This window comes from Streptomyces sp. NBC_00448 (assembly GCF_036014115.1).
In the GTDB taxonomy this organism is placed as follows: domain Bacteria; phylum Actinomycetota; class Actinomycetes; order Streptomycetales; family Streptomycetaceae; genus Actinacidiphila.
Genome location: NZ_CP107913.1, coordinates 6950616 through 6969095, shown reverse-complemented (window position 1 = coordinate 6969095; position 18480 = coordinate 6950616). Strand labels below are relative to the sequence as shown.

Genomic DNA, 18480 nt, shown 5'->3' with positions numbered 1-18480 from the left:
ACGTGTTTCCGTGCCTCCAGGAGTACTACGGCACGCCCACCGCCGCACGTTCACCGGCCCGCTCGGTCACGTCGGCAGGGCAGACTGGTCGCCGCACCGGCGTCCCCCGGCGCGTCGCCCGGCACCGTACGAAAGCGGAGCAGATGACCACACCGACCGATCGCGTCGACCACGAACTGATCCGGGCGGCGGCCGATGTCGCGGCCACGGCCTGCCGGGGCGACAACCACACCATGGCGGCCGCGGCCCGCGCCCGGGACGGCCGCATCATCACCGCGGTGAACGTCTACCACTTCACCGGCGGCCCCTGCGCGGAACTGGTCGCGCTCGGCACGGCCGCCACCCAGGGCATCGACGACCTCGTCACCATCGTCGCCGTGGGCGACCGCGAGCGCGGCGTCGTGCCCCCGTGCGGCCGTTGCCGCCAGGTCCTCCTCGACTACTTCCCCGCGCTGACCGTCATCGTCGGCGCCGGCGACCAGCTCCGCGCCGTCCCGATCACCGCGCTGCTCCCCGAGAGCTATGTCTGGGCCGACCACCAACTCGACACCGACTGACGGGGGTTCCCCTCCACCGATGGCGCGCAACGACAAGAAGCCCGACGTCTCGTGGTCGACGGCACGACATTCCTGTGGTCCGTGCGGCACCAACACCCTGTCGGGCAGGGCCAGGAGACGATCTGCCGCGAGGTCCTCTCCCTCCGTCGCCTCGGGGCCTCCGGACGGCTCATGATCGTCTTCCAGGCAGGCCCCGGCCGCGTGGTCCCCGACGGCTACGCCCCCTCCGGCGCCATCGCCACCTCCAACGGCCCCTGGCTGAACCTGCACGAACCCGGCACGGCCCGGGCCTTCCTGGACGAGGCCACGGCCCGCGGCTGGGACCCGCCGTCCACCCCGGCCGCCGAACAGCTCGACGGCCGGCCCCTGTACGAGACCCTCACCGCCCCGAGCCGCCCGCCGACCCTCAACCGAACCCCCGCCGCACCCGTACGACCAACTCCGTGACGTCCACCGGGTGGTGCCCCTCTCCCGCCGCCCGGGCTCAGGCGGGGCGTTTGGCGACGACGACCACCCCGGGGCCGATCTGCTCGTCGGCGGGGAGCCGGAGTTCGGCGACGGGGCTCAGGCCGGCCCGTTCGATCAGGTGGACGAGTTCTTCCGGCCGCCACTTGTGCGTGGTCCAGCGAACGGACACGCCGCCGTACGCCTCGGTGCGCACCGCGTCCTCGTCTCCGACGTGGGTCGCGGTGATGAAGTGCCCGCCGGGCTTCAGGGCGCGCGCGAACATGGCGAGCACCTGCGGAAGGACGTCGCGCGGGAGGTTGAACAGCGACCACCACCCGAGCACGCCGCCGAGGGACCCTTCCGCGAGGTCGAGTTCGGTGGCGGAGGCGACGTCGAAGCGGCACTCCGGGTGCAGTCGGCGGGCGTTCTCGATCATGCGGGGCGAGAGATCGACGCCGGACGCGTCCAGGCCGCGCTCGACGAGGTAGGCGGTCACCGTTCCGGGTCCGCAGCCGACGTCGAGCACCGGGCCGAGGTCGCTCACGGTGTCGGCGAAGGCGTCCATGGTCGCCTTGAGCCAGGGCTGGAGACGGATGTCGCCGAGCCCCGTCGTCGCCACCATGTGAACGTAGTTGTCCGCCACCCGGTCATAGGACTCGCGAACCTTGTCGAGGTCGGCCGGGCGGTCAACGGAGTGTGCACGCATCGGCCCACCATAGGACGACGGCCCTGGGGACGGCAGGACAACAGGCGATCGGTGCACGGGGAATGCGGAATCCGGTGCGCCCGCACCGCGGCGGGCGCAGCGGCAACGGCGGCAACGGCCGCCACGGCCGCCACGGCGCGGAAACCGGTGGCCCCGCAGTCCGCGGCCGTGCACACTGACCCGGTGATCGACTCCCAGCCGCCTGCCGCCGCGCTCACCTGGGCGGCGGAAGTCGCCGGCCCCGAAGCCTCCGCGCGCACCGTACGGCGACTGCTCGGGGGCACCCACGCCGCCACGCACCTGCTGGAGACCGTGGACCCGGCGCACGAGATGATCCTGCACCGCTACCCGCCCGGCGACCGCGCCGCCGCTCGGGCGGCCGTCGTCCTGGCGGCGCTCGACGGACTGGGCGGCTGGGCGCCTCGGCTGCTCGGCGCCGACCCCGAAGGAGAGCGGTTCGGCGAACCCGCGACCTTGATCACCCGTCTCCCCGGCCGCTCGGACATCACACCGGCGTCCCCCGAGGTGGCGGCGGTCCAACTGGGCCGCACCCTGGCCCGGCTCCACGAGGTCCCGCTTTACGGGCTCACCGGACTGCGGGACGGAATGGCAGCCATCAAGGACGCCGCCTCCGCCCATGCCGCCGCCTCCTCCGACCCCGGCACCGGCCCTGCTCCCGCTCCCGCCTCCGCGATCCTGGCCTCCCACGGCCACCGCCTCACCGAGGAAGCACCGGTCCTGACGCACTACGACTACTGGTCGGGCAACGTCCTGTGGCAGGGGGACCGGCTCACCGGCGTCATCGACTGGTCCGGCGCCTCACTGGCACCGCGCGGCTTCGACGTGAGCTGGTGCCGGCTCGACCTCGTCCTGCTGCACGGCCCGGCCGCAGCCGAGACGTTCCTGGCCGCGTACGAGGAGGCGGCCGGCCAGGACCTGCCCGCCATGGTGCTGTGGGACCTGTTCGCCCTCACCAACTCGCGTCACTCCGTGGAGACTTGGTACCCGAACTACCAGGATCTCGGGCGCACCGACCTCACCCCGGCAGAGCTCCGCACGCGCCACACCGCGTGGACCGACGACCGCCTCGCGCACTACCGCGCGCTCCCGTCCTCCGGGCGGATCTGAGCGCGCCACCCGCCGCCCACTGCCGCAACCCACCACCGGCAACGCGCCACCGCACCAGCTGCGTACGGCGACCGGCATCCCCAACGGGCACCCCACCGCTCCCCGTTACGCCCCCACACCCCCGAGCACCTCCGCACGCTCTCCCGCACCCCGCCGAACGGATCACTGTGGGACAGGAGTTGCGCAGGGTTTGTGTGGGGCGGATTGACTCCCAGGAAGCGGGGCACTAGACCACTGTCTGACCGAGAGAGCGCTCTCACGAGCGTAGCGACCCTGTACACGGACCCCACCCGGGCAGGAGAGATGCACGGCAGCCGTATGCGCGTCGTGAACTCAGCGCTTCCTCATGGCACTTGCGCGCCCACGGGCGCAACCCCCCACAGATTCCGATCGGGACAGGAGACCGCATGTCCAGCGGACAGGTACCAGAGCAGGAGAAGGCGCAGGGCGGGCCAGGCCGCGCCGGCCGCGCGGCGCGGCGCACCCGCAGGCCGAAAGGACGGTTGGCACTGACCGCGCTGGCCGTGGCCGCGCTGAGTCTGGCCGGGATGACCGCGGCCACGGGCACCGGAAGCGCGGCCGCCCCGACCGCGGCCACCGTCGCACCGAACGACGTGCCCGCGCCGCCTGCCGGCTTCACCACCACCTGGAGCGACGACTTCAACGGCGCCGCGAACACCGGTGTGCCGTCGTCGGATTGGAAGTACGACACCGGGCCGGGCAGCAGCTTCGGCACCGGTGAGATCGAGACGATGACCAACAGCACCTCGAACGTCTACGAGGACGGCAACGGCCACCTGGTGCTGAAGGCGCTGCACGACGGATCGGACCCGGGCTCGGGCTGGACGTCGGGCCGGATCGAGACGCAGAGCGACAGCTTCGGCGCGCCCGCCGGCGGCGTGGTGATGATGCAGTCCTCGATCCAGCAGCCGGACCTGACCACGGCCAACGGCGCGGGCTACTGGCCCGCGTTCTGGATGCTCGGCTCGACGCTGCGCACCGGCACCACCTGGCCGACCTCGGGCGAGGTGGACATCCTGGAGGACATCAACGCCCGCAGCTCGGTGTTCGGCACGCTGCACTGCGGCACCAACCCGGGCGGCCCGTGCAACGAGTCGACCGGCATCGGCTCCGGCGAGCACGCCTGTTCCGGCTGCCAGACCGGCTACCACACGTACGCGGTGCAGATCGACCGCTCGGTGTCGCCCGAGCAGATCCGCTGGTACCTGGACGGGCAGAACTACTTCACCGTCAACTCCACGCAGGTGGACGCCACCACGTGGGCGAACGCCGTGGACCACCCGTTCTTCATCATCTACGACCTGGCGATGGGCGGCGGCTTCCCCGACGCGTTCGGCGGCGGCCCCAACTCCTCGACGGTCTCCGGCGGTCAGATGAACGTCGACTACGTCGCGGTCTACAACAAGGCGCCGTAGCCGCTTGAGCGTCGCACCGCACCACTCCACGCACCGCGGCACCCCATGAACGGCGGGTGGGCCGGACTCCGTGTCCGGCCCACCCGCCGCGTCCACGCACCCCGGACCGCCGTACGGCGAGGCGGCCCGCCGTGTCGTGCTCAGGTCCTCACACGGTCAGGACGATCTTCCCGGTCGCGTGGCCCGTCTCGCTCTCCCGCTGCGCGTCGGCCGCCTCGGCGAGCGGATAGGCGCGGTGCACGGCGAGGTGGAGCTTTCCGGCGGCGAGCAGGGCGAGCGCCTCCTCGAAGGCGGGCCGGCTGCGGTCGGATTCGCCGCCGCCGGTGAACGCGATCCCGGCCTCCTTCGCGGCCACGGCGTTGGCGACGGTGATGACGCGTTCGCTGCCGCCGGTCAGTTCGACGGAGTCCGCGAGGGCCTGCGGCTGACCGGAGAGGTCGAACGCGGCGTCGACCCCGTCGGGAGCGAGGGCCCGTACCCGCTCGACGAGGCCGTCGCCGTAGCGGACCGGTACGGCGCCGAGCGCGCGCAGGCGCTCGTGGTTGGCGTCGCTCGCGGTGCCGATCACCTTCACGCCGCGCGCGACCGCGAACTGGACGGCGACGGTGCCGACCCCGCCGGCGGCACCGTGCACGAGCAGCGTCTCGCCGGGCCGCAGGGCGAGGGGCTCCAGCGCGCGGTAGGTGGTCTCGGTGGCGACCGGGAGCGCCGCGGCGGCGGCCCAGTCGAGACTGTCCGGCTTCGGTGCCAGGCGGTCGGCGGGCGCGAGGGCCTGTTCGGCGTACGCACCGGTGACGGTCTGGCCGAAGACCTCGTCGCCGACGGCGAACCCGGTGACGCCGGAGCCGACCGCCTCGACCACGCCCGACGCCTCGACGCCGGGCACGTGCGGGAAGGGGGTCGGGAAGACCTGCTGCATGGCGCCGGAACGGATCTTGCTGTCGACCGGGTTGACGCCCGCGGCGCGCACGGCGATCCGCACCTGCCCGGCGCCCGGCTCGGGCAGGTCGACGTCAAGGGTGTGCAGCACGTCAGGGGTGCCGAACTCGGTGAAGGCGATGGCCTTGGTCATGGCGTGTCCCGTTCCCTGGTTCGTGAGACCGGCATGATTCCGCCGACCGCCGCTGGGAATGGGCCACACGATGGTGAGCTCGGCGGAGTCCCTTGCACCGGCCGCCTGGTGGCTCCACCATACGTCTCGCCTGGCTCCCTGACCTTTACTTCGGCGCCGAGGCGGACGACCGTCGCCTGATTGGCAGTGCGCCGCTCCCTCGCGGTGGCGTTGCGGCTCAGCAGGCATTGTCAGTGCCCCCGTTTAGCCTGTCATCGTGAAGATCATGGTGCGGGTGCGGCTGCCGCCGGGGCCGGAGGAGGCGGCTGCGCTGGCGGCGACCCTGCGGGTGGTGAACGAAGCGGCGGACGCTGTCTCGGCGGTCGCGTTCGCGAAGGGCGCTACCTCGCGCAATGACCTCCACAAGTTGACCTACGGTCGGCTGAAGGGCGAGTTCGGGCTGGGTGCGCAGGCGGCGGTGCGCACGGTGAAGAAGGTCGTGGACGCGTACGCCGCCTTGCGCGGCAACGTCCGGGCCGGGCGGCTCGGTCCGGAAGGCTCCCCGCGCCGGGCCCGGACGACGAGCAAGCGGATTGCGTTCCGGCCGGACGCGGCGCAGCCGTTCGACGACCGGATGCTGTACTGGCAGCACGACGCGGGCACCGCGAGTATCTGGACGGTGGCGGGGCGCTTGAAAGGTGTGCGGTTCACCGGCGCGCCCGACCACTTGAAGACCCTCGCCGGGTTCCGGAAGGGCGGGAGCGATCTGGTGTGCCGGGAGGGGAAGTGGTTCCTGCTCGCGGTGTGCGAGGTCCCAGCCGTCCCACTGAACGTCCACCCGGTGGACTGGATCGGGGTGGACCGGGGCATCGTCAACCTCGCCACGACCTCGGACGGCAGGAACTACTCCGGCCGCAGGCTGTCGCGCTACCGCAGGTGGCAGGGCCGCAAGAGGGCGGAGTTGCAGGCGAAGCGGACTCGTAGTGCGAACCGCCGGTTGAAACGGCGGGCGAGGAGGGAGGCGCGGCACGCCGCGCACATCAACCACACCATTGCCAAGGACTGCGTGGCCGTCGCTGGGGGTCCCGCCCAGGCGGAGCTCTGGGGGAGCACCGGTCGCGGGATCGCCCTGGAGGAGCTTCGGGGTATCCGCGACCGGGTACGGCCCCGCCGCGATCAGCGGGCCGCGCTGTCCTCCTGGCCGTTCCACCAACTCGACCGGTACATCGCGTACAAGGCTGAGAGCGCCGGGGTCCCGGTGATCTGGGTGGAGCCGGCCTACACATCGCAGATGTGCCCCAGATGTGGGCACACCGCGAATAACAATCGTCCCGACCGGGACACCTTCTGCTGTCGTCGGTGCGGGCTCGCTGGCCCCGCCGACCACGTCGCCGGGGTCAACGTGCGAACCGCGCACGCTCGGCGTGGGTTCTCATCAACGGACCCGCACCACAACGGACATAGCCCGAAGTGGTGGATGCGACCCGTGACCGTCCTCTCGTAGGGGGCAGTCGGGAGCGCGACGAAGCCTGAGACCAGGTCGACGAGACCGGCCTTCAGGGCCAAGAAGTTGATGTCGCCAACATTCTCGGCAAGTTGGGTGCCGGTTCGCGCGGGGAGGCGGTGGCCATGGCCCACAGCGCGGGCGTGGCCCAGGGCACCGTGGCGGCGATGGCCGCTGCCACGACGGGGGGCCGTGAGGCGGCCCGGCCCGACGGGATCACGGCGGCGACGAGGATGTCGGGCACGGCCCGCCCGGGTACGGGGTCGGCGGGTGCGGTGCGCGGACCCGGCACCGCGGCCACCGCTCCCCCGCCCGGCGCGGCGACCGGCCCCCGCGCCCGCAAGGCCACGCGCACCGGCACCGGAACCGGCATCGGCAGCGACACCGACGGCGGCACGACGACCGGCGCGAACCGGAAGGCCCGTACGGCACGGGCGAGCGGCGCCGCACCCCAGGCACCCCAGGCACCCCAAGCACCCCAAGCGCTCCGGGCGGCCCGCACGACCGGACCCGCGACGCCGGCCACCTGGCCCGCGACCCCGGCGATCCGCCCGCCGCGCGCGGTCGGCGACTGAGCGCGGCGGGTACGCGCGAAGACGTACCGCAGCAGCAGGAAGCGGGCGATCCCGGCGGCCCCGGAGGCGGCGAGGTAGACGCCCTGCCGCACCAGGGCGCCGCCGCCGGTGTGGAAGGCGTCGTAGCCGAGCAGCGCGCCGGTGGTGAAGAGGTACGACAGCAGGACCGTGAGCCCGCTCGCGCAGTGGTCGCTCCAGCTCGCCCGGCCGCGCCGGAAGGTGAAGCGGGTGTGCAGTTCGGTGGCGAGCAGGGTGGTCACGACGGTGACGACGGCGTTGGCGGCGGCGACCGGCGCGCGGTCGCCGACCAGCAGCAGCGCGCCGCTGCCCAGCAGGGTGACACCGCCGCCGAAGACCACGAACCGGACGAAGGCCGGTACGGCGCGTATCGCCGCCGGGGCGGTGCCCGCCCCCGTTGCTGCCATGGTGCCTGCCACAGGCTCTCCTCGTGTTGCCGACCGACCACCCGAGCCTCTCGCGGCGGCGCGGCCCTGCCCATCCGGCGAATCCCCCAACTCCTATGGGGGCTTACCCCACCATGGAGTCAGGGTGAACCCCCTACAGGGTCTCACCGGTCACATAAGCATTCTCTATATGAAAAGGTCATGAGAGAGTTTAACCATCATTTACAAGGTGGGTGGCACATGTCACCCTTTCATCCACAAGTAATATGCCCGGTTTGTGGCGAGAGACACGCTTCCCAAACTTGCTCTCGCACCCCGACCCGTGCGAGAGTCGAGTACAACGGCCGCCACGGACCCGAGCTCGGCCGTTCCCAGGGCGCCGCGGAACACCCCCCCTGCTTCGCGGCGATGTTGAAGAGGCCCCCCGCTGTCATCCCCCCCGACGCGCGGAGGGCCTCTTCCCGTTCCCGACGGTTCCCGACGAGTGTCCCGCACCGCTCCTGACGAGTGTGCCGCACCCCTCAGATCCGGTCCATGACCCGCAGCTCGAACCACGTGGTCTTGCCGCGCGGCTGGAGGTCGACCCCCCAGCGGTCGGAGAGCTTGTCGACCAGGAAGAGCCCGCGGCCGCTGGTGTCCATCTCGCGCACCGGCATCAGGCAGGGCAGCGCCCGCGACGGGTCGCGCACCTCCACCCGCACCCAGCCGCGCCGCCGTTGCATCCGCAGCCCGAACATCCGCGCGCCGGTGTGCCGTACCGCGTTGCCGACCAGTTCCGAGACGAGCAGTTCCACGGTGTCGGCGAGGTGCGGCAGGCCCCACATCCGCACCACCGACAGCGACAGCCGGCGGGCGGTGGAGGCCGACTCGGGCCGCGAGGCGAGGTGCACCTCCTTGACCGAGGGGTCCCCGATCAGCTCCAGTGCCTTGGCCGCGGCGGCGGCTGCGTCGTCGGGGTCATCGGCCTCACCGGGGTCGTCCGCGGCCATGAGCGGTACCCCACCGGCCACTTGTGCCGCCTGCCGCGGCTGCTCCGCACCACCCCGTACCGCCATGTCTTCATGATGGCCGTAACAGGACGGGTTCGCCCGGTAACCCCGCTAATTCATCTGAACCGGCGTCACCCGCGTCACACGGCGCCGGCGCGCCCCCGGCCGGGCGGCCGCGAACACTCGTGACCGCGCCCGCGACCGCCCGCGAAGCGAACCGCGCTCAGGCGAACTCCGCCTGGCCGGGGCCGTTCTCGACGAAGCTGCGCATCCCCGTCTCGCGGTCCTCGGTCGCGAACAGTCCGGCGAACAGAGTGCGTTCGAGGGTGAGCCCGCTGGCGAGGTCGGTGTCCAGACCGCCGTCCACGGCCTCCTTCGCGGCCCGCAGCGCGTACGCCGGGCCGCGGGCCAACTGCCGCGCCCACGCCAGCGCCTGCGCGTACACCTGCTCGGCCGGGACCACCCGGTCGACCAGGCCGAGCGTCTGTGCCTCGGCCGCGCCGACGGTCCGGCCGGTGAAGATCAGGTCCTTGGCGCGGGACGGGCCGACCAGCCGGGCCAGCCGCTGGGTGCCGCCCGCGCCCGGGATCAGCCCGAGCAGGATCTCCGGCTGGCCCAGCTTGGCGTTCTCCGCGGCGATCCGGATGTCCGCGCACAGCGCCAGCTCGCAACCGCCGCCCAGCGCGTAGCCGTTGACCGCCGCCACCACCGGCTTCGGGATGCGGGCCACCGCGCTGAAGGCGTCCTGCAACCCGCGCGAGCGGTCCACCATGTCCTGGTACGACATCGCCCGCATCTCCTTGATGTCCGCGCCCGCCGCGAACACCTTCGGGCCGCCCCACACCACCACCGCCCGTACGTCCGCCCGCGCGGCGGCCTGCTCGGCCAGCTCCTTGAGCAGGTCCTGCATCGCCGCGTCCAGCGCGTTCATCGGCGGCCGGTCCAGCCGGATGGTGCCGACGCCGTCCTCGACCTCAAGAATCACCGGGGTTTCAGTCATGACCGGAGCGTACGACGACGGCCCGCCCCGGCGAAGGGCGGGCCGTACGGTCGAACACGATCAGGCGGTCCACTCGCTCCACGGCATGTTCCAGCCGTTGAGGCCGTTGTACCACTGCACCGTCTTGTCGTGGGAGTTGGTCACCTGGACCACGTCCCCGATCAGCGAGTTGTTGTAGAACCAGGCGGCCGGTGTGCTCGCGTCACCCGCGCCGCGCACGTCGTGCAGCCCGACGCAGCCGTGGCTGGTGTTGCTGTGGCCGAAGACGGAGGTCGCGGCCCAGTAGTTGCCGTGGATGAAGGTGCCGGAGTTGGTCAGCCGCATCGCGTGCGGCACGTCCGGGATGTCGTACTCCCCGCCGAAGCCGACCGTGTCGCCGTTCATCCGGGTCTTGATGTACTTCTCCGAGATCACCATCTTGCCGTTGTACGTGGTGTGGTCCGGAGCGCCGGAGGAGATCGGGATGGTCCTGATCGCCTTGTTGTCGCGGTAGACGGTCATGGTGTGCTTCGCCGCGTCCACCACGCTGACCTGGCGGCGGGCCACCGTGAAGTGCACCGACTTGTTCTGCTTGCCGTACACCCCGGGGGCGCCCTCCACCCCGTCCAGGTTGAGCTTGAGGGTGACCTTGGTGCCGGCCGCCCAGTAGTCCTGCGGGCGGAAGAAGAGCTGGGTGTTGCCGTTCCAGTGGCCCGCGATCGGCACGGACGGCGACGCGGTGACGCTCAGCCCCTGCTCGACGGCCTTCTTGTTGGTGATCGGCCGGTTGAAGTTGAGGTACACCTCCATGCCGACACCCACGGTGGAGTTGTCCTCCGGGGTGAAGAACCCGACGAAGGAGTCCTTGGGCACCACCGTGGTGAAGGTCGCGTGCTTGTCGGACTCGCGGCCCGAGGAGTCCTTCGCGGACGCGTCCACCGTGTACTCGGTGGAGGTGTTCAGATGGCCGCTCGGCGCCCAGCCGAGCCCGTCGGACGTGATGCTGCCGTCCACCGGGTTGCCCTTGTCGTCCTTCACGGTCACCGTGGACAGCTTGCCGCCCGTCGCCGCCACCTTGAGCACGCCGGTGGTCGCGACGTTGCTCGCGCCGTCTTTGGGCGTGATGTCGACGACCGCCTTCGAGACGGTCGTGTCCGGGGCGCTGGTCTTGGCGCCACCGCCCTTGCCGTCGTCGCTGCCCGAGCTCGCCTTGCTGCCGCTGCCGTCGGGACCGCAAGCGGTCACCACCAGCATCAGCGCTCCGAGCACCAGAGCCGCAGCCGCGTGCCTTCTGGCACCACGGGCCCCACCTATCGGCTTCAAAGTCCTGACTCCCCTACCGCGCGACACACCCGAACTCCCCCTGCCAGCGCAAGAAAACCATATGAACCGCGTACCCGTGCCACGGGAATGTCACTGTTCCGTCCCAACTGCCATCCGGGTGTCTACCCGAAGACGCGGCCGGTCAACGCACGATTCACCTCAGGAGTACCGGGTGTGCACGTGTGCGGATACCCGCCGCGGCTCAGAGCGCGGACCCGGCGGTCCACTCCGGCCAGCTCAGGTTCCACCCGCTCATCCCGTTGTCCGGGGCGACCGTGGCGTCCGGGGAGTTCACCACCTCCACAGTGTCGCCCACGATGGACTGCCCGTAGAACCACCCGGCCGGCGTGTCCGCGCCGCCGCCCTTGCGGTCCCGCAGGCCGACGCAGCCGTGGCTGACGTTCCGCGTGCCGAAGACGTACGGCGGCGACCAGTAGTTGCCGTGCACGAAGGTGCCCGATCTGGTCAGCCGCATCGCGTGCGGCACGTCCGGGATGTCGTACTCCCCGCCGAAGCCCACGGTGCTGCCGTTCATCCGGGTCACCTTGTACTTGTCGGAGATCATCATGATGCCGTTGTACGTGGTGTGCTGGTCGCTGCCCGCGGAGATCGGCAGCACGCGCAGCAGGTGGCCGTCGCGGACCACGGTCATGGTGTGGGTGAGCACGTCCACGGTGCTGTGCTGGTCACGGCCGACGGAGAAGGCCACGTCCTTGGACTGCACGCCGCGCACGCCCGGGGTGCCCTGCACCCCGCGCAGCCGCAGATGGAGGGTGACCCGGGTGCCCGGCTGCCAGAACCGGGCCGGGCGCAGGTCAAGCCGCTGGTCGCCGAACCAGTGGCCGGTCACCTCGACCGGCGGCACGCTGGTGACGCTGACGCCGCGCTCGACAGCGGCCCGGTCGGTGATGTGCCGGGTGAAGTCCAGGGAGATGATCATTCCGGTGCCGACGGTGGTCCCCGTCTCCGGGGAGTAGACACCGACGAACGTCGGCGGCTTCGTCGCCGGCCCGGTGCTCGCCGACGGGCGCGGCTTGTCGTCCGCGCCGCCGCCCGCACCGCATCCGGCGGTCAGCACCGCCAGTGCCGCCACCGCCGCGGCGATCACCGCGACCGGACCCTTCGTTGCACGCTGTGCGCGCGTCGCCACACCTGTCACACAAGGTCAACGACGTGATGCCGGGTTGGTGACTGCGGGGCGGCTTCGGGGTGACGGGCCACCCGCGCGGGAACAATGCCTGCAAAGACACGGTCGGCCGCCGGGCACGGGACGCCTGGCGACGCCGAGAGCCGTGCCGGAGCCGCTGGAGGGCAGACACGTGTCCGAGACGCGCGAGTTCGGCGCCGCCGGGCGGGCGGAGCCCTTCCCCCGCCCGGCCCCGGGAGCCCGTGAAGTGCCCCAGCAGCCCGGCATATCCGGCATACCCGGGGCCCCGGCCGCACCGCCGGGGCCCCGTACGAGCACGACGAGCGGCACGGGCACGACGAGCGGCACGAGCCGTACGCGCAGCGCGGGCCCGGAGACCGGCGCCGCCCCGGCCTCCCCCGCCGACGCGCCGCCGGCCCCCGCCACCGTCTGGCCCGGCTCCCCGCAGCCGCTCGGCGCCCGCTTCCACACCGGCCCCGACGGCACGCCCGGCACCAACTTCGCGCTGTGGGCGGGCGGCGCCGAGTCCGTCGAGGTCTGCCTGTTCGCCGACGACGGCACCGAGACCCGCGCCCCGCTCACCGAACTGACCCACGAGGTGTGGCACGGCTTCCTGCCGGGCGTACGCCCCGGGCAGCGCTACGGCCTGCGGGTCGACGGCCGCTGGGACCCCTGGACCGGCGCCCGCTGGAACCCGGCGAAGCTGCTGCTCGACCCGTACGCCCGCGCGGTGGACGGCGAGTTCACGATGCTCCCCGAGGTGTACGGCCACGCGCGCGACTGGCCCGAGCAGGACGTCGCCGACACCGTGCGCGACAACCGCGACTCCGCGCCGTACGTCCCCAAGGGCGTGGTGGTCGAGGACGACGACGACTGGCAGGACGACCGCCGCCCCAAGACGCCCTGGTCGGACACGGTCATCTACGAGCTGCACGTGCGCGGGTTCACCCGGCGGCACCCCGACGTCCCGCCGGAGCTGCGCGGCAGCTACGCCGGCCTCGCCCACCCGGCCGCGATCGCGCACCTGACCCGGCTGGGCGTCACCGCCGTGGAGCTGCTGCCGGTGCACCAGTTCGCCGACGAGGAGCACCTGCTGCGCCGGGGCCTGCACAACTACTGGGGCTACAACTCGATCGGCTACTTCGCCCCGCACGCCGGCTACAGCGCCAGCGGCAGCCGCGGCGGGCAGGTCGGGGAGTTCAAGCGGATGGTGCGGGCGCTGCACGCGGCGGGCATCGAGGTGATCCTCGACGTGGTCTACAACCACACCGCCGAGGGCGGCCAGGGCGGCCCGACGCTGTCGCTGCGCGGCATCGACAACCGCGGCTACTACCGGCTCGGCCCGGACCCGCGCGGCTACTCCGACTACACCGGCTGCGGCAACACCCTCAACGTGGTGCAGCCGCACGTGCTGCGCCTGATCACCGACAGCCTGCGCTACTGGGTCACCGAGATGGGCGTGGACGGCTTCCGCTTCGACCTCGCCGCCGCGCTGGCCCGCTCGCTGCACGACGTGGACATGCTCTCGCCGTTCCTCGCGGTGATCGCCCAGGACCCGGTGCTGCGCCGGGTGAAGCTGATCGCCGAGCCGTGGGACGTCGGCGACGGCGGCTACCAGGTGGGCGCGTTCCCACCACTGTGGACCGAGTGGAACGACCGGTTCCGCGACACCGTCCGGGACTTCTGGCGCGGCGCGACCGGCGACGTGCGCGACCTCGGCTACCGCCTGTCGGGGTCCAGCGACCTCTACGACTGGGGCGGCCGGCGGCCTTACGCCTCGGTCAACTACGTCACCGCGCACGACGGCTTCACCCTGCGCGACCTGGTCAGCTACAACGGCAAGCACAACGCGGCCAACGGCGAGGACGGCCGGGACGGCACCGACGACAACCGCTCCTGGAACTGCGGCGCGGAGGGCGGCACCGACGACCCGGACGTCCTCGCGCTGCGCCACCGCCAGTTGCGGAACCTGCTGGCCACGCTGCTGCTGTCCACCGGGGTGCCGATGCTGGTGGCCGGCGACGAGATGGGCCGCACCCAGGGCGGCAACAACAACGCCTACTGCCAGGACAACGAGACCGGCTGGGTGGACTGGTCGCTGCGCGAGGACCCGTGCTGGGCGGCGCTGCTCGACCTGGCCGCGCGGCTGATCGCGCTGCGCCACGCGCACCCGGTGCTGCGCCGCGGCGGCTTCTTCTCCGGCCTGTCGCTGGCGCCCGAGGGACTGCGGGACGTGACCTGGTTCGGGCCGGACGGGCAGGAGATGGCCGAGGAGGACTGGTTCGCGCCGTCCGCGACGCTGGGCATGCTGCTGTCCGGCCGGGACATCCCGCAGCGGGACGCGCGCGGCGAGCCGGTGGTGGACGACAGCTTCCTGCTGATCGTGCACGCCGACCACCGCCCGCTGGAGTTCACGCTGCCGGGACCGCCGTGGGCGTCGGGGTACGAGGTGGTGCTGGACACCGCGGAGGACGGAACGGCCGGTCAGCCCGCCACGGACGGAACGGACGGCCAACTCCTCGCGGGCGGACGGCCGGTGACGATCTCGGCACGCTCGGTACGGCTCCTGCGGGTACGGCCGGAAGCGGGCTGAACCCGGCCGTCCCGGTCCTTCCCGGCCGCCCCCGCCCGACCTGGGCCGTCCCGGCATCTCGCAGGTCAGAACCCTGTGGAAGTTACCGAGTGGTCCAGTCCATATTGGCGGGGTGAGCTCTCCGCATTTCGGCCCCGAAGCCGCCACCGCCGTTTCGGGGCCTTCCGTACGCCCGCCGGCCGGCCCGCTGTGGTCCGCCAACTTCCGGTACTTCTTCACCGCCCGCACGGTCGCGATGCTCGGCGACACCATGCTGCCCGTGGCGCTGTCGGCGGGCCTGCTCGGCTACGGCTACTCGGCCGGCGACATCGGCCTGGTGATGGCCGCGTCCACCGCCTGCTTCGCCGGGTTCGTGGTCTTCGGCGGGGTGTTCGCGGACCGGTTCGACGCCCGCGCGCTGATGATCGGCGCGGACCTGGTCCGGGTCTGCTCGCAGTCCACCGCGGCCGTCCTGTTCGCCACCCACCAGGTGCGGCTGTGGGAGATGGCCGTGATCGCGGTGATCAACGGCACCTGCGCGGCGATGTTCCAGCCCGGCGTGGCCAGCACCATCGTGCGGGTGGCGACCGACGTGCAGGGCGCCAACGGGGCGACCCGCACCGCCGAGTCCGTGGCCAGCCTGGTCGGACCCGCGCTCGCGGGCGTGCTGGTCGGCTTCACCTCCACCGGCGTGGTCTTCGCCGCCCACGCCACCACCTACCTCGCCAGCGCGCTGTGCCTGATCTCGCTGCGGCTGCCGCCGCTGCCGCCGCGGCTGACCGCGGCCGTCTCGACCTTCCGGGCCGACCTGGCCGAGGGCTGGCGGGAGTTCCGCGCCCGCACCTGGATGTGGTCGGTGATCCTCGTGTGGATGGTCTACATGGTGTGCACGGTCGGCCCGTACACCCCGCTGGCCGCCGCCGAGATCATCCCGGCCCACGGCGCGGGCGCCTACGGCCTGGTCAACTCCGCGCTCGGCGCCGGCACCGCGCTCGGTGCGCTGTGCGCGATGCGGATACGGTCCAGCCGGCCGTTGCGGGCCGGCTCCCTCGCGCTCTTCGGCACGATGCTCATGCCGACGTCCGTCGGGCTCGGGCTCCCCGTCTGGGCGATCACCTGCTGCATGCTCGTGGCCGGGGCCAGTTCGGCCTACTGGGGCGTCAACTGGGCGACCAGCGTGCAGACCCAAGTGCCCGGGGACATCCTCAACCGCATCCACGCCTACGAAGTCGCCGGCTCCATCGCCATGGTCCCCGTCGGCCAGGCCATCGCCGGCCCCGCCTCCACCACGTTCGGCGCCCGCCACGTCCTCCTCCTCGGCGGCGCCGTCCCCCTCCTCGTCGCCACCGCCCTCCTCGCCATCCCCGCCGTCCGCAACCTCCCCCGCAAATAGCTCCCCACGGTGCCGGACCCCCCAGGCCGCCCCGTCCCGTCGGCCCCAGGACCACCTCCCGGTGGTGGGCCCCCGCGCCGCTCCCCGCGCCCTACGGCAACCCGCCGCGAGCCCTCAGCCCCGACCCCACGCCGTACCCGGTTACGCGCGCAGTTCCCCGCGCCCCTGGGAAAGCGCGGGCTTTCCGCGCGCCTGGGAACCCCCACCACCCCCAGCGGGAACCCGGAACCCGCAACACCACCGCAACCAGGTCAGGTTCGTTCCAAGGAAGCAGCCGCACTTACTCAGGGGCGCGTGGGGGTACCTCCCAGGCGAAGCTCTGGGGGAGAACGGCGCGACAAGCCCCCCCCACCGGCAAGTGGTCCCGGAACCGACAGAACGCACCACCCCGGAGGGTCAGCCCCCCACCACCACCCTCAACTCCCCCAGCGCCTCCCCCACGAACTCCCCGAGCGAACGCCCACCCTTCCCCCCGGGCACCCCACCCCCGCCCGCATCAACCCCGACCCACTGCTCGAACCCCACCTTGAACACCGCGATCCCCGCTTCCCCCGCCAGACTCGCCGCCGGCTCCGCGACCCCCCGCCGCCGCAACCCCTCCGCGAGCCGCGCCGATATCGACGCCAGCTTGATCAACTCCCGCTCCCGCAACTCCTCGTTCGCGAGGATGATCGACTGCCGCTGCCGGGCGAACTCGTACCGCCCCGCGAACACCTCCGCCACCCCCGCCAGCGTCGCCGCCACCGCCTCCAACGGCGTGGCCGCCGCAGGCACCCCCGCCAGCGTGTCCACGAAGAGCTCCTCCAGCTGAGCCGCCCCCGCGAACAGCACCTCGCGCTTGTCGGCGTAGTGCCGGAAGAACGTCCGCTCGGTGAGCCCCGCACGACTCGCGATCTGCGCGGCGGTGGTCTGCTCGAACCCCCGCTCCCGATAGAGCTCCATCGCGGCCTGTTCGAGCCGCCCCCGCGCGTTCGGCTCCCATCGACCCATGTCCCGATCCTACGTGATAGCAGTGACTGACATCGAGTGCTACGGTTGATAGCAGTGACTGACATCGGCAGTCGCGACCCGGCATATGCCGGCCTACCCTGCCTACCAGGAGGCTCCCCTCATGCGTGTGTTCATCACCGGCGCGTCCGGCTGGATCGGCTCCGCGGTCGTACCGGAAGTCCTCGGCGCCGGCCACCAGGTGATCGGGCTGGCCCGCTCCGACGCCTCGGCCGACGCCCTCGCCCGGGCCGGCGCGGAAGTGCGCCGCGGCACGATCGACGACATCGACACGCTGCGCGACGCGGCCGCCGAGTCCGACGGCGTGATCCACCTGGCCTTCAAGCACGACATCGCGTTCAGCGGCGGCTTCGAGGCCGCGGCCGACGCGGACCGCCTCGCCATCGACACCTTCGGCGAGGTGCTCGCCGGCTCCGACCGGCCGTTCGTCATCGCGTCCGGCGTGCTCGGGCTGTCCCCGGGCCGGCTCGCCACCGAGCAGGACGGCGTCGCCGGCAGCCCGGTCGGCGACCATGTGACCGGCGGTCCGGCCAAGCGGCTGGCCAACGCGCACGCCACGGCCGCCCTCGCCGAGCGCGGAGTGCGCTCCTCCGTCGTCCGCCTCCCCCCGACGGTGCACGGAGACGGCGACCACGGCTTCCTCGCCACCATCGTCGGCACCGCCCGCGCCAAGGGCGTCTCCGGCTACGTCGGCGACGGCGCCAACCGCTGGCCGGCCGTCCACCGTTCCGACGCCGCGACCCTCTTCCGGCTGGCCCTGGAGAGCGCCCCCGCCGGATCGACGCTGCACGCCGTCGCGGACGAGGGCGTGCCGATCCGCGAGGTCGCCGAGGTGATCGGGCGCCACCTCGACCTGCCGGTGGCCTCGATCGCCCCCGACGACGCGGAGGCCCACTTCACCTGGATGTCCACCTTCATCGGCCTCGACAGCCCCGTCTCCAGCGCCCGCACCCGCGAGCTGCTCGACTGGCAGCCGACCGGCCCCGGCCTCCTCGAAGACCTCGACAAGGGCCACTACTTCACCACTCCGACCGCCTGACCCGCTCCCCTCTCCCCGTACCGACCGCCGGTCCGACCCCCCGCCCCACCACCCGCAGCCGGGAACAGGCTCTCCTGCGCATCCTGGGCGCGGCGGGCCGGCCCGGCCCGCCCCAGCACCTCGGCGCCCTGCCCCTGCCGTCCCCGCGCGCCGCCGACGACGTGGCGCCGGGCACCGGCCGCGGGCTCTTCACCGCCGCCCACGAGCAGTTGCTCCACCTCC

General features: G+C 72.5%; 15 protein-coding genes and 1 pseudogene. 8 read left to right on the top strand and 8 right to left on the bottom strand.

The features are described 5' to 3' along the window. Nucleotides 1-143 precede the first annotated feature (143 nt). Both OG370_RS30105 and OG370_RS30100 read left to right on the top strand, forming a co-directional pair. Nucleotides 144-557, top strand: coding sequence for a cytidine deaminase family protein (locus tag OG370_RS30105; protein ID WP_328469740.1), 414 nt, complete (start codon nucleotides 144-146; stop codon nucleotides 555-557). Between the two features lie 51 nt (nucleotides 558-608). Continuing rightward, the gene (locus OG370_RS30100) at nucleotides 609-1004 is read left to right on the top strand and encodes a hypothetical protein (protein ID WP_328469738.1); all 396 of its coding nucleotides are present in this window, start codon (nucleotides 609-611) and stop codon (nucleotides 1002-1004) included. 37 nt (nucleotides 1005-1041) lie between these two features. Here the strand turns inward: OG370_RS30100 and OG370_RS30095 are convergent, their stop codons facing one another. After that, entirely contained in the window at nucleotides 1042-1710 is a 669-nt protein-coding gene (locus tag OG370_RS30095) for a class I SAM-dependent methyltransferase (RefSeq protein ID WP_328469736.1), read from the bottom strand. Nucleotides 1711-1893: 183 nt separating this feature from the next. On the opposite strand from OG370_RS30095, the gene OG370_RS30090 reads away from it, so the two are divergent. After that, on the top strand, nucleotides 1894-2838 hold the full coding sequence (locus OG370_RS30090) for a phosphotransferase family protein (RefSeq protein WP_328469734.1): 945 nt from the start codon (nucleotides 1894-1896) through the stop codon (nucleotides 2836-2838). Nucleotides 2839-3245: 407 nt separating this feature from the next. Beyond that, nucleotides 3246-4274 carry a glycoside hydrolase family 16 protein gene (locus OG370_RS30085; RefSeq protein ID WP_328469732.1) on the top strand — a complete coding sequence of 343 codons (1029 nt, stop codon included), beginning with the start codon at nucleotides 3246-3248 and terminating at the stop codon, nucleotides 4272-4274. Nucleotides 4275-4422: 148 nt separating this feature from the next. On the opposite strand, the gene OG370_RS30080 is transcribed toward OG370_RS30085, so the two are convergent. Beyond that, on the bottom strand, nucleotides 4423-5346 hold the full coding sequence (locus OG370_RS30080; protein ID WP_328469730.1) for an NADP-dependent oxidoreductase: 924 nt from the start codon (nucleotides 5344-5346) through the stop codon (nucleotides 4423-4425). 265 nt (nucleotides 5347-5611) lie between these two features. Between OG370_RS30080 and OG370_RS30075 the strand changes: the two genes are divergently transcribed. After that, the gene (locus tag OG370_RS30075; RefSeq protein WP_328474542.1) at nucleotides 5612-6829 is read left to right on the top strand and encodes an RNA-guided endonuclease InsQ/TnpB family protein; all 1218 of its coding nucleotides are present in this window, start codon (nucleotides 5612-5614) and stop codon (nucleotides 6827-6829) included. A gap of 52 nt (nucleotides 6830-6881) precedes the next feature. Here OG370_RS30075 and OG370_RS30070 read toward each other — a convergent pair whose 3' ends face one another. The 5 genes and pseudogenes from OG370_RS30070 to OG370_RS30050 all read right to left on the bottom strand — a co-directional run. Next, nucleotides 6882-7841, bottom strand: coding sequence for a hypothetical protein (locus OG370_RS30070; RefSeq protein WP_328469728.1), 960 nt, complete (start codon nucleotides 7839-7841; stop codon nucleotides 6882-6884). 488 nt (nucleotides 7842-8329) lie between these two features. Next, nucleotides 8330-8797 (bottom strand): ATP-binding protein, encoded by a 468-nt coding sequence (locus OG370_RS30065; protein WP_328474540.1) that lies wholly within the window; start codon nucleotides 8795-8797, stop codon nucleotides 8330-8332. A 223-nt stretch (nucleotides 8798-9020) separates the two neighbouring features. Continuing rightward, nucleotides 9021-9797, bottom strand: coding sequence for an enoyl-CoA hydratase/isomerase family protein (locus tag OG370_RS30060; protein WP_328469726.1), 777 nt, complete (start codon nucleotides 9795-9797; stop codon nucleotides 9021-9023). Between the two features lie 60 nt (nucleotides 9798-9857). Beyond that, entirely contained in the window at nucleotides 9858-11030 is a 1173-nt protein-coding gene (locus OG370_RS30055; protein WP_328469724.1) for a L,D-transpeptidase, read from the bottom strand. Nucleotides 11031-11301: 271 nt separating this feature from the next. Beyond that, a pseudogene (locus OG370_RS30050) lies at nucleotides 11302-12090 on the bottom strand (Ig-like domain-containing protein); the annotation flags it as partial. A 430-nt stretch (nucleotides 12091-12520) separates the two neighbouring features. Between OG370_RS30050 and glgX the strand changes: the two are divergent. Both glgX and OG370_RS30040 read left to right on the top strand, forming a co-directional pair. Continuing rightward, on the top strand, nucleotides 12521-14839 hold the full coding sequence (glgX, locus tag OG370_RS30045) for a glycogen debranching protein GlgX (protein ID WP_443060906.1): 2319 nt from the start codon (nucleotides 12521-12523) through the stop codon (nucleotides 14837-14839). Between the two features lie 103 nt (nucleotides 14840-14942). Continuing rightward, on the top strand, nucleotides 14943-16211 hold the full coding sequence (locus OG370_RS30040; protein WP_443060905.1) for an MFS transporter: 1269 nt from the start codon (nucleotides 14943-14945) through the stop codon (nucleotides 16209-16211). Nucleotides 16212-16607: 396 nt separating this feature from the next. Here OG370_RS30040 and OG370_RS30035 read toward each other — a convergent pair whose 3' ends face one another. Continuing rightward, complete coding sequence (locus tag OG370_RS30035; protein WP_328469720.1) at nucleotides 16608-17201, bottom strand: TetR family transcriptional regulator; 594 nt, start codon at nucleotides 17199-17201, stop codon at nucleotides 16608-16610. Nucleotides 17202-17322: 121 nt separating this feature from the next. On the opposite strand from OG370_RS30035, the gene OG370_RS30030 reads away from it, so the two are divergent. Continuing rightward, nucleotides 17323-18258: an SDR family oxidoreductase gene (locus tag OG370_RS30030; RefSeq protein ID WP_328469718.1), complete on the top strand. Its 936-nt coding sequence runs from the start codon at nucleotides 17323-17325 to the stop codon at nucleotides 18256-18258. Nucleotides 18259-18480 lie beyond the last annotated feature (222 nt).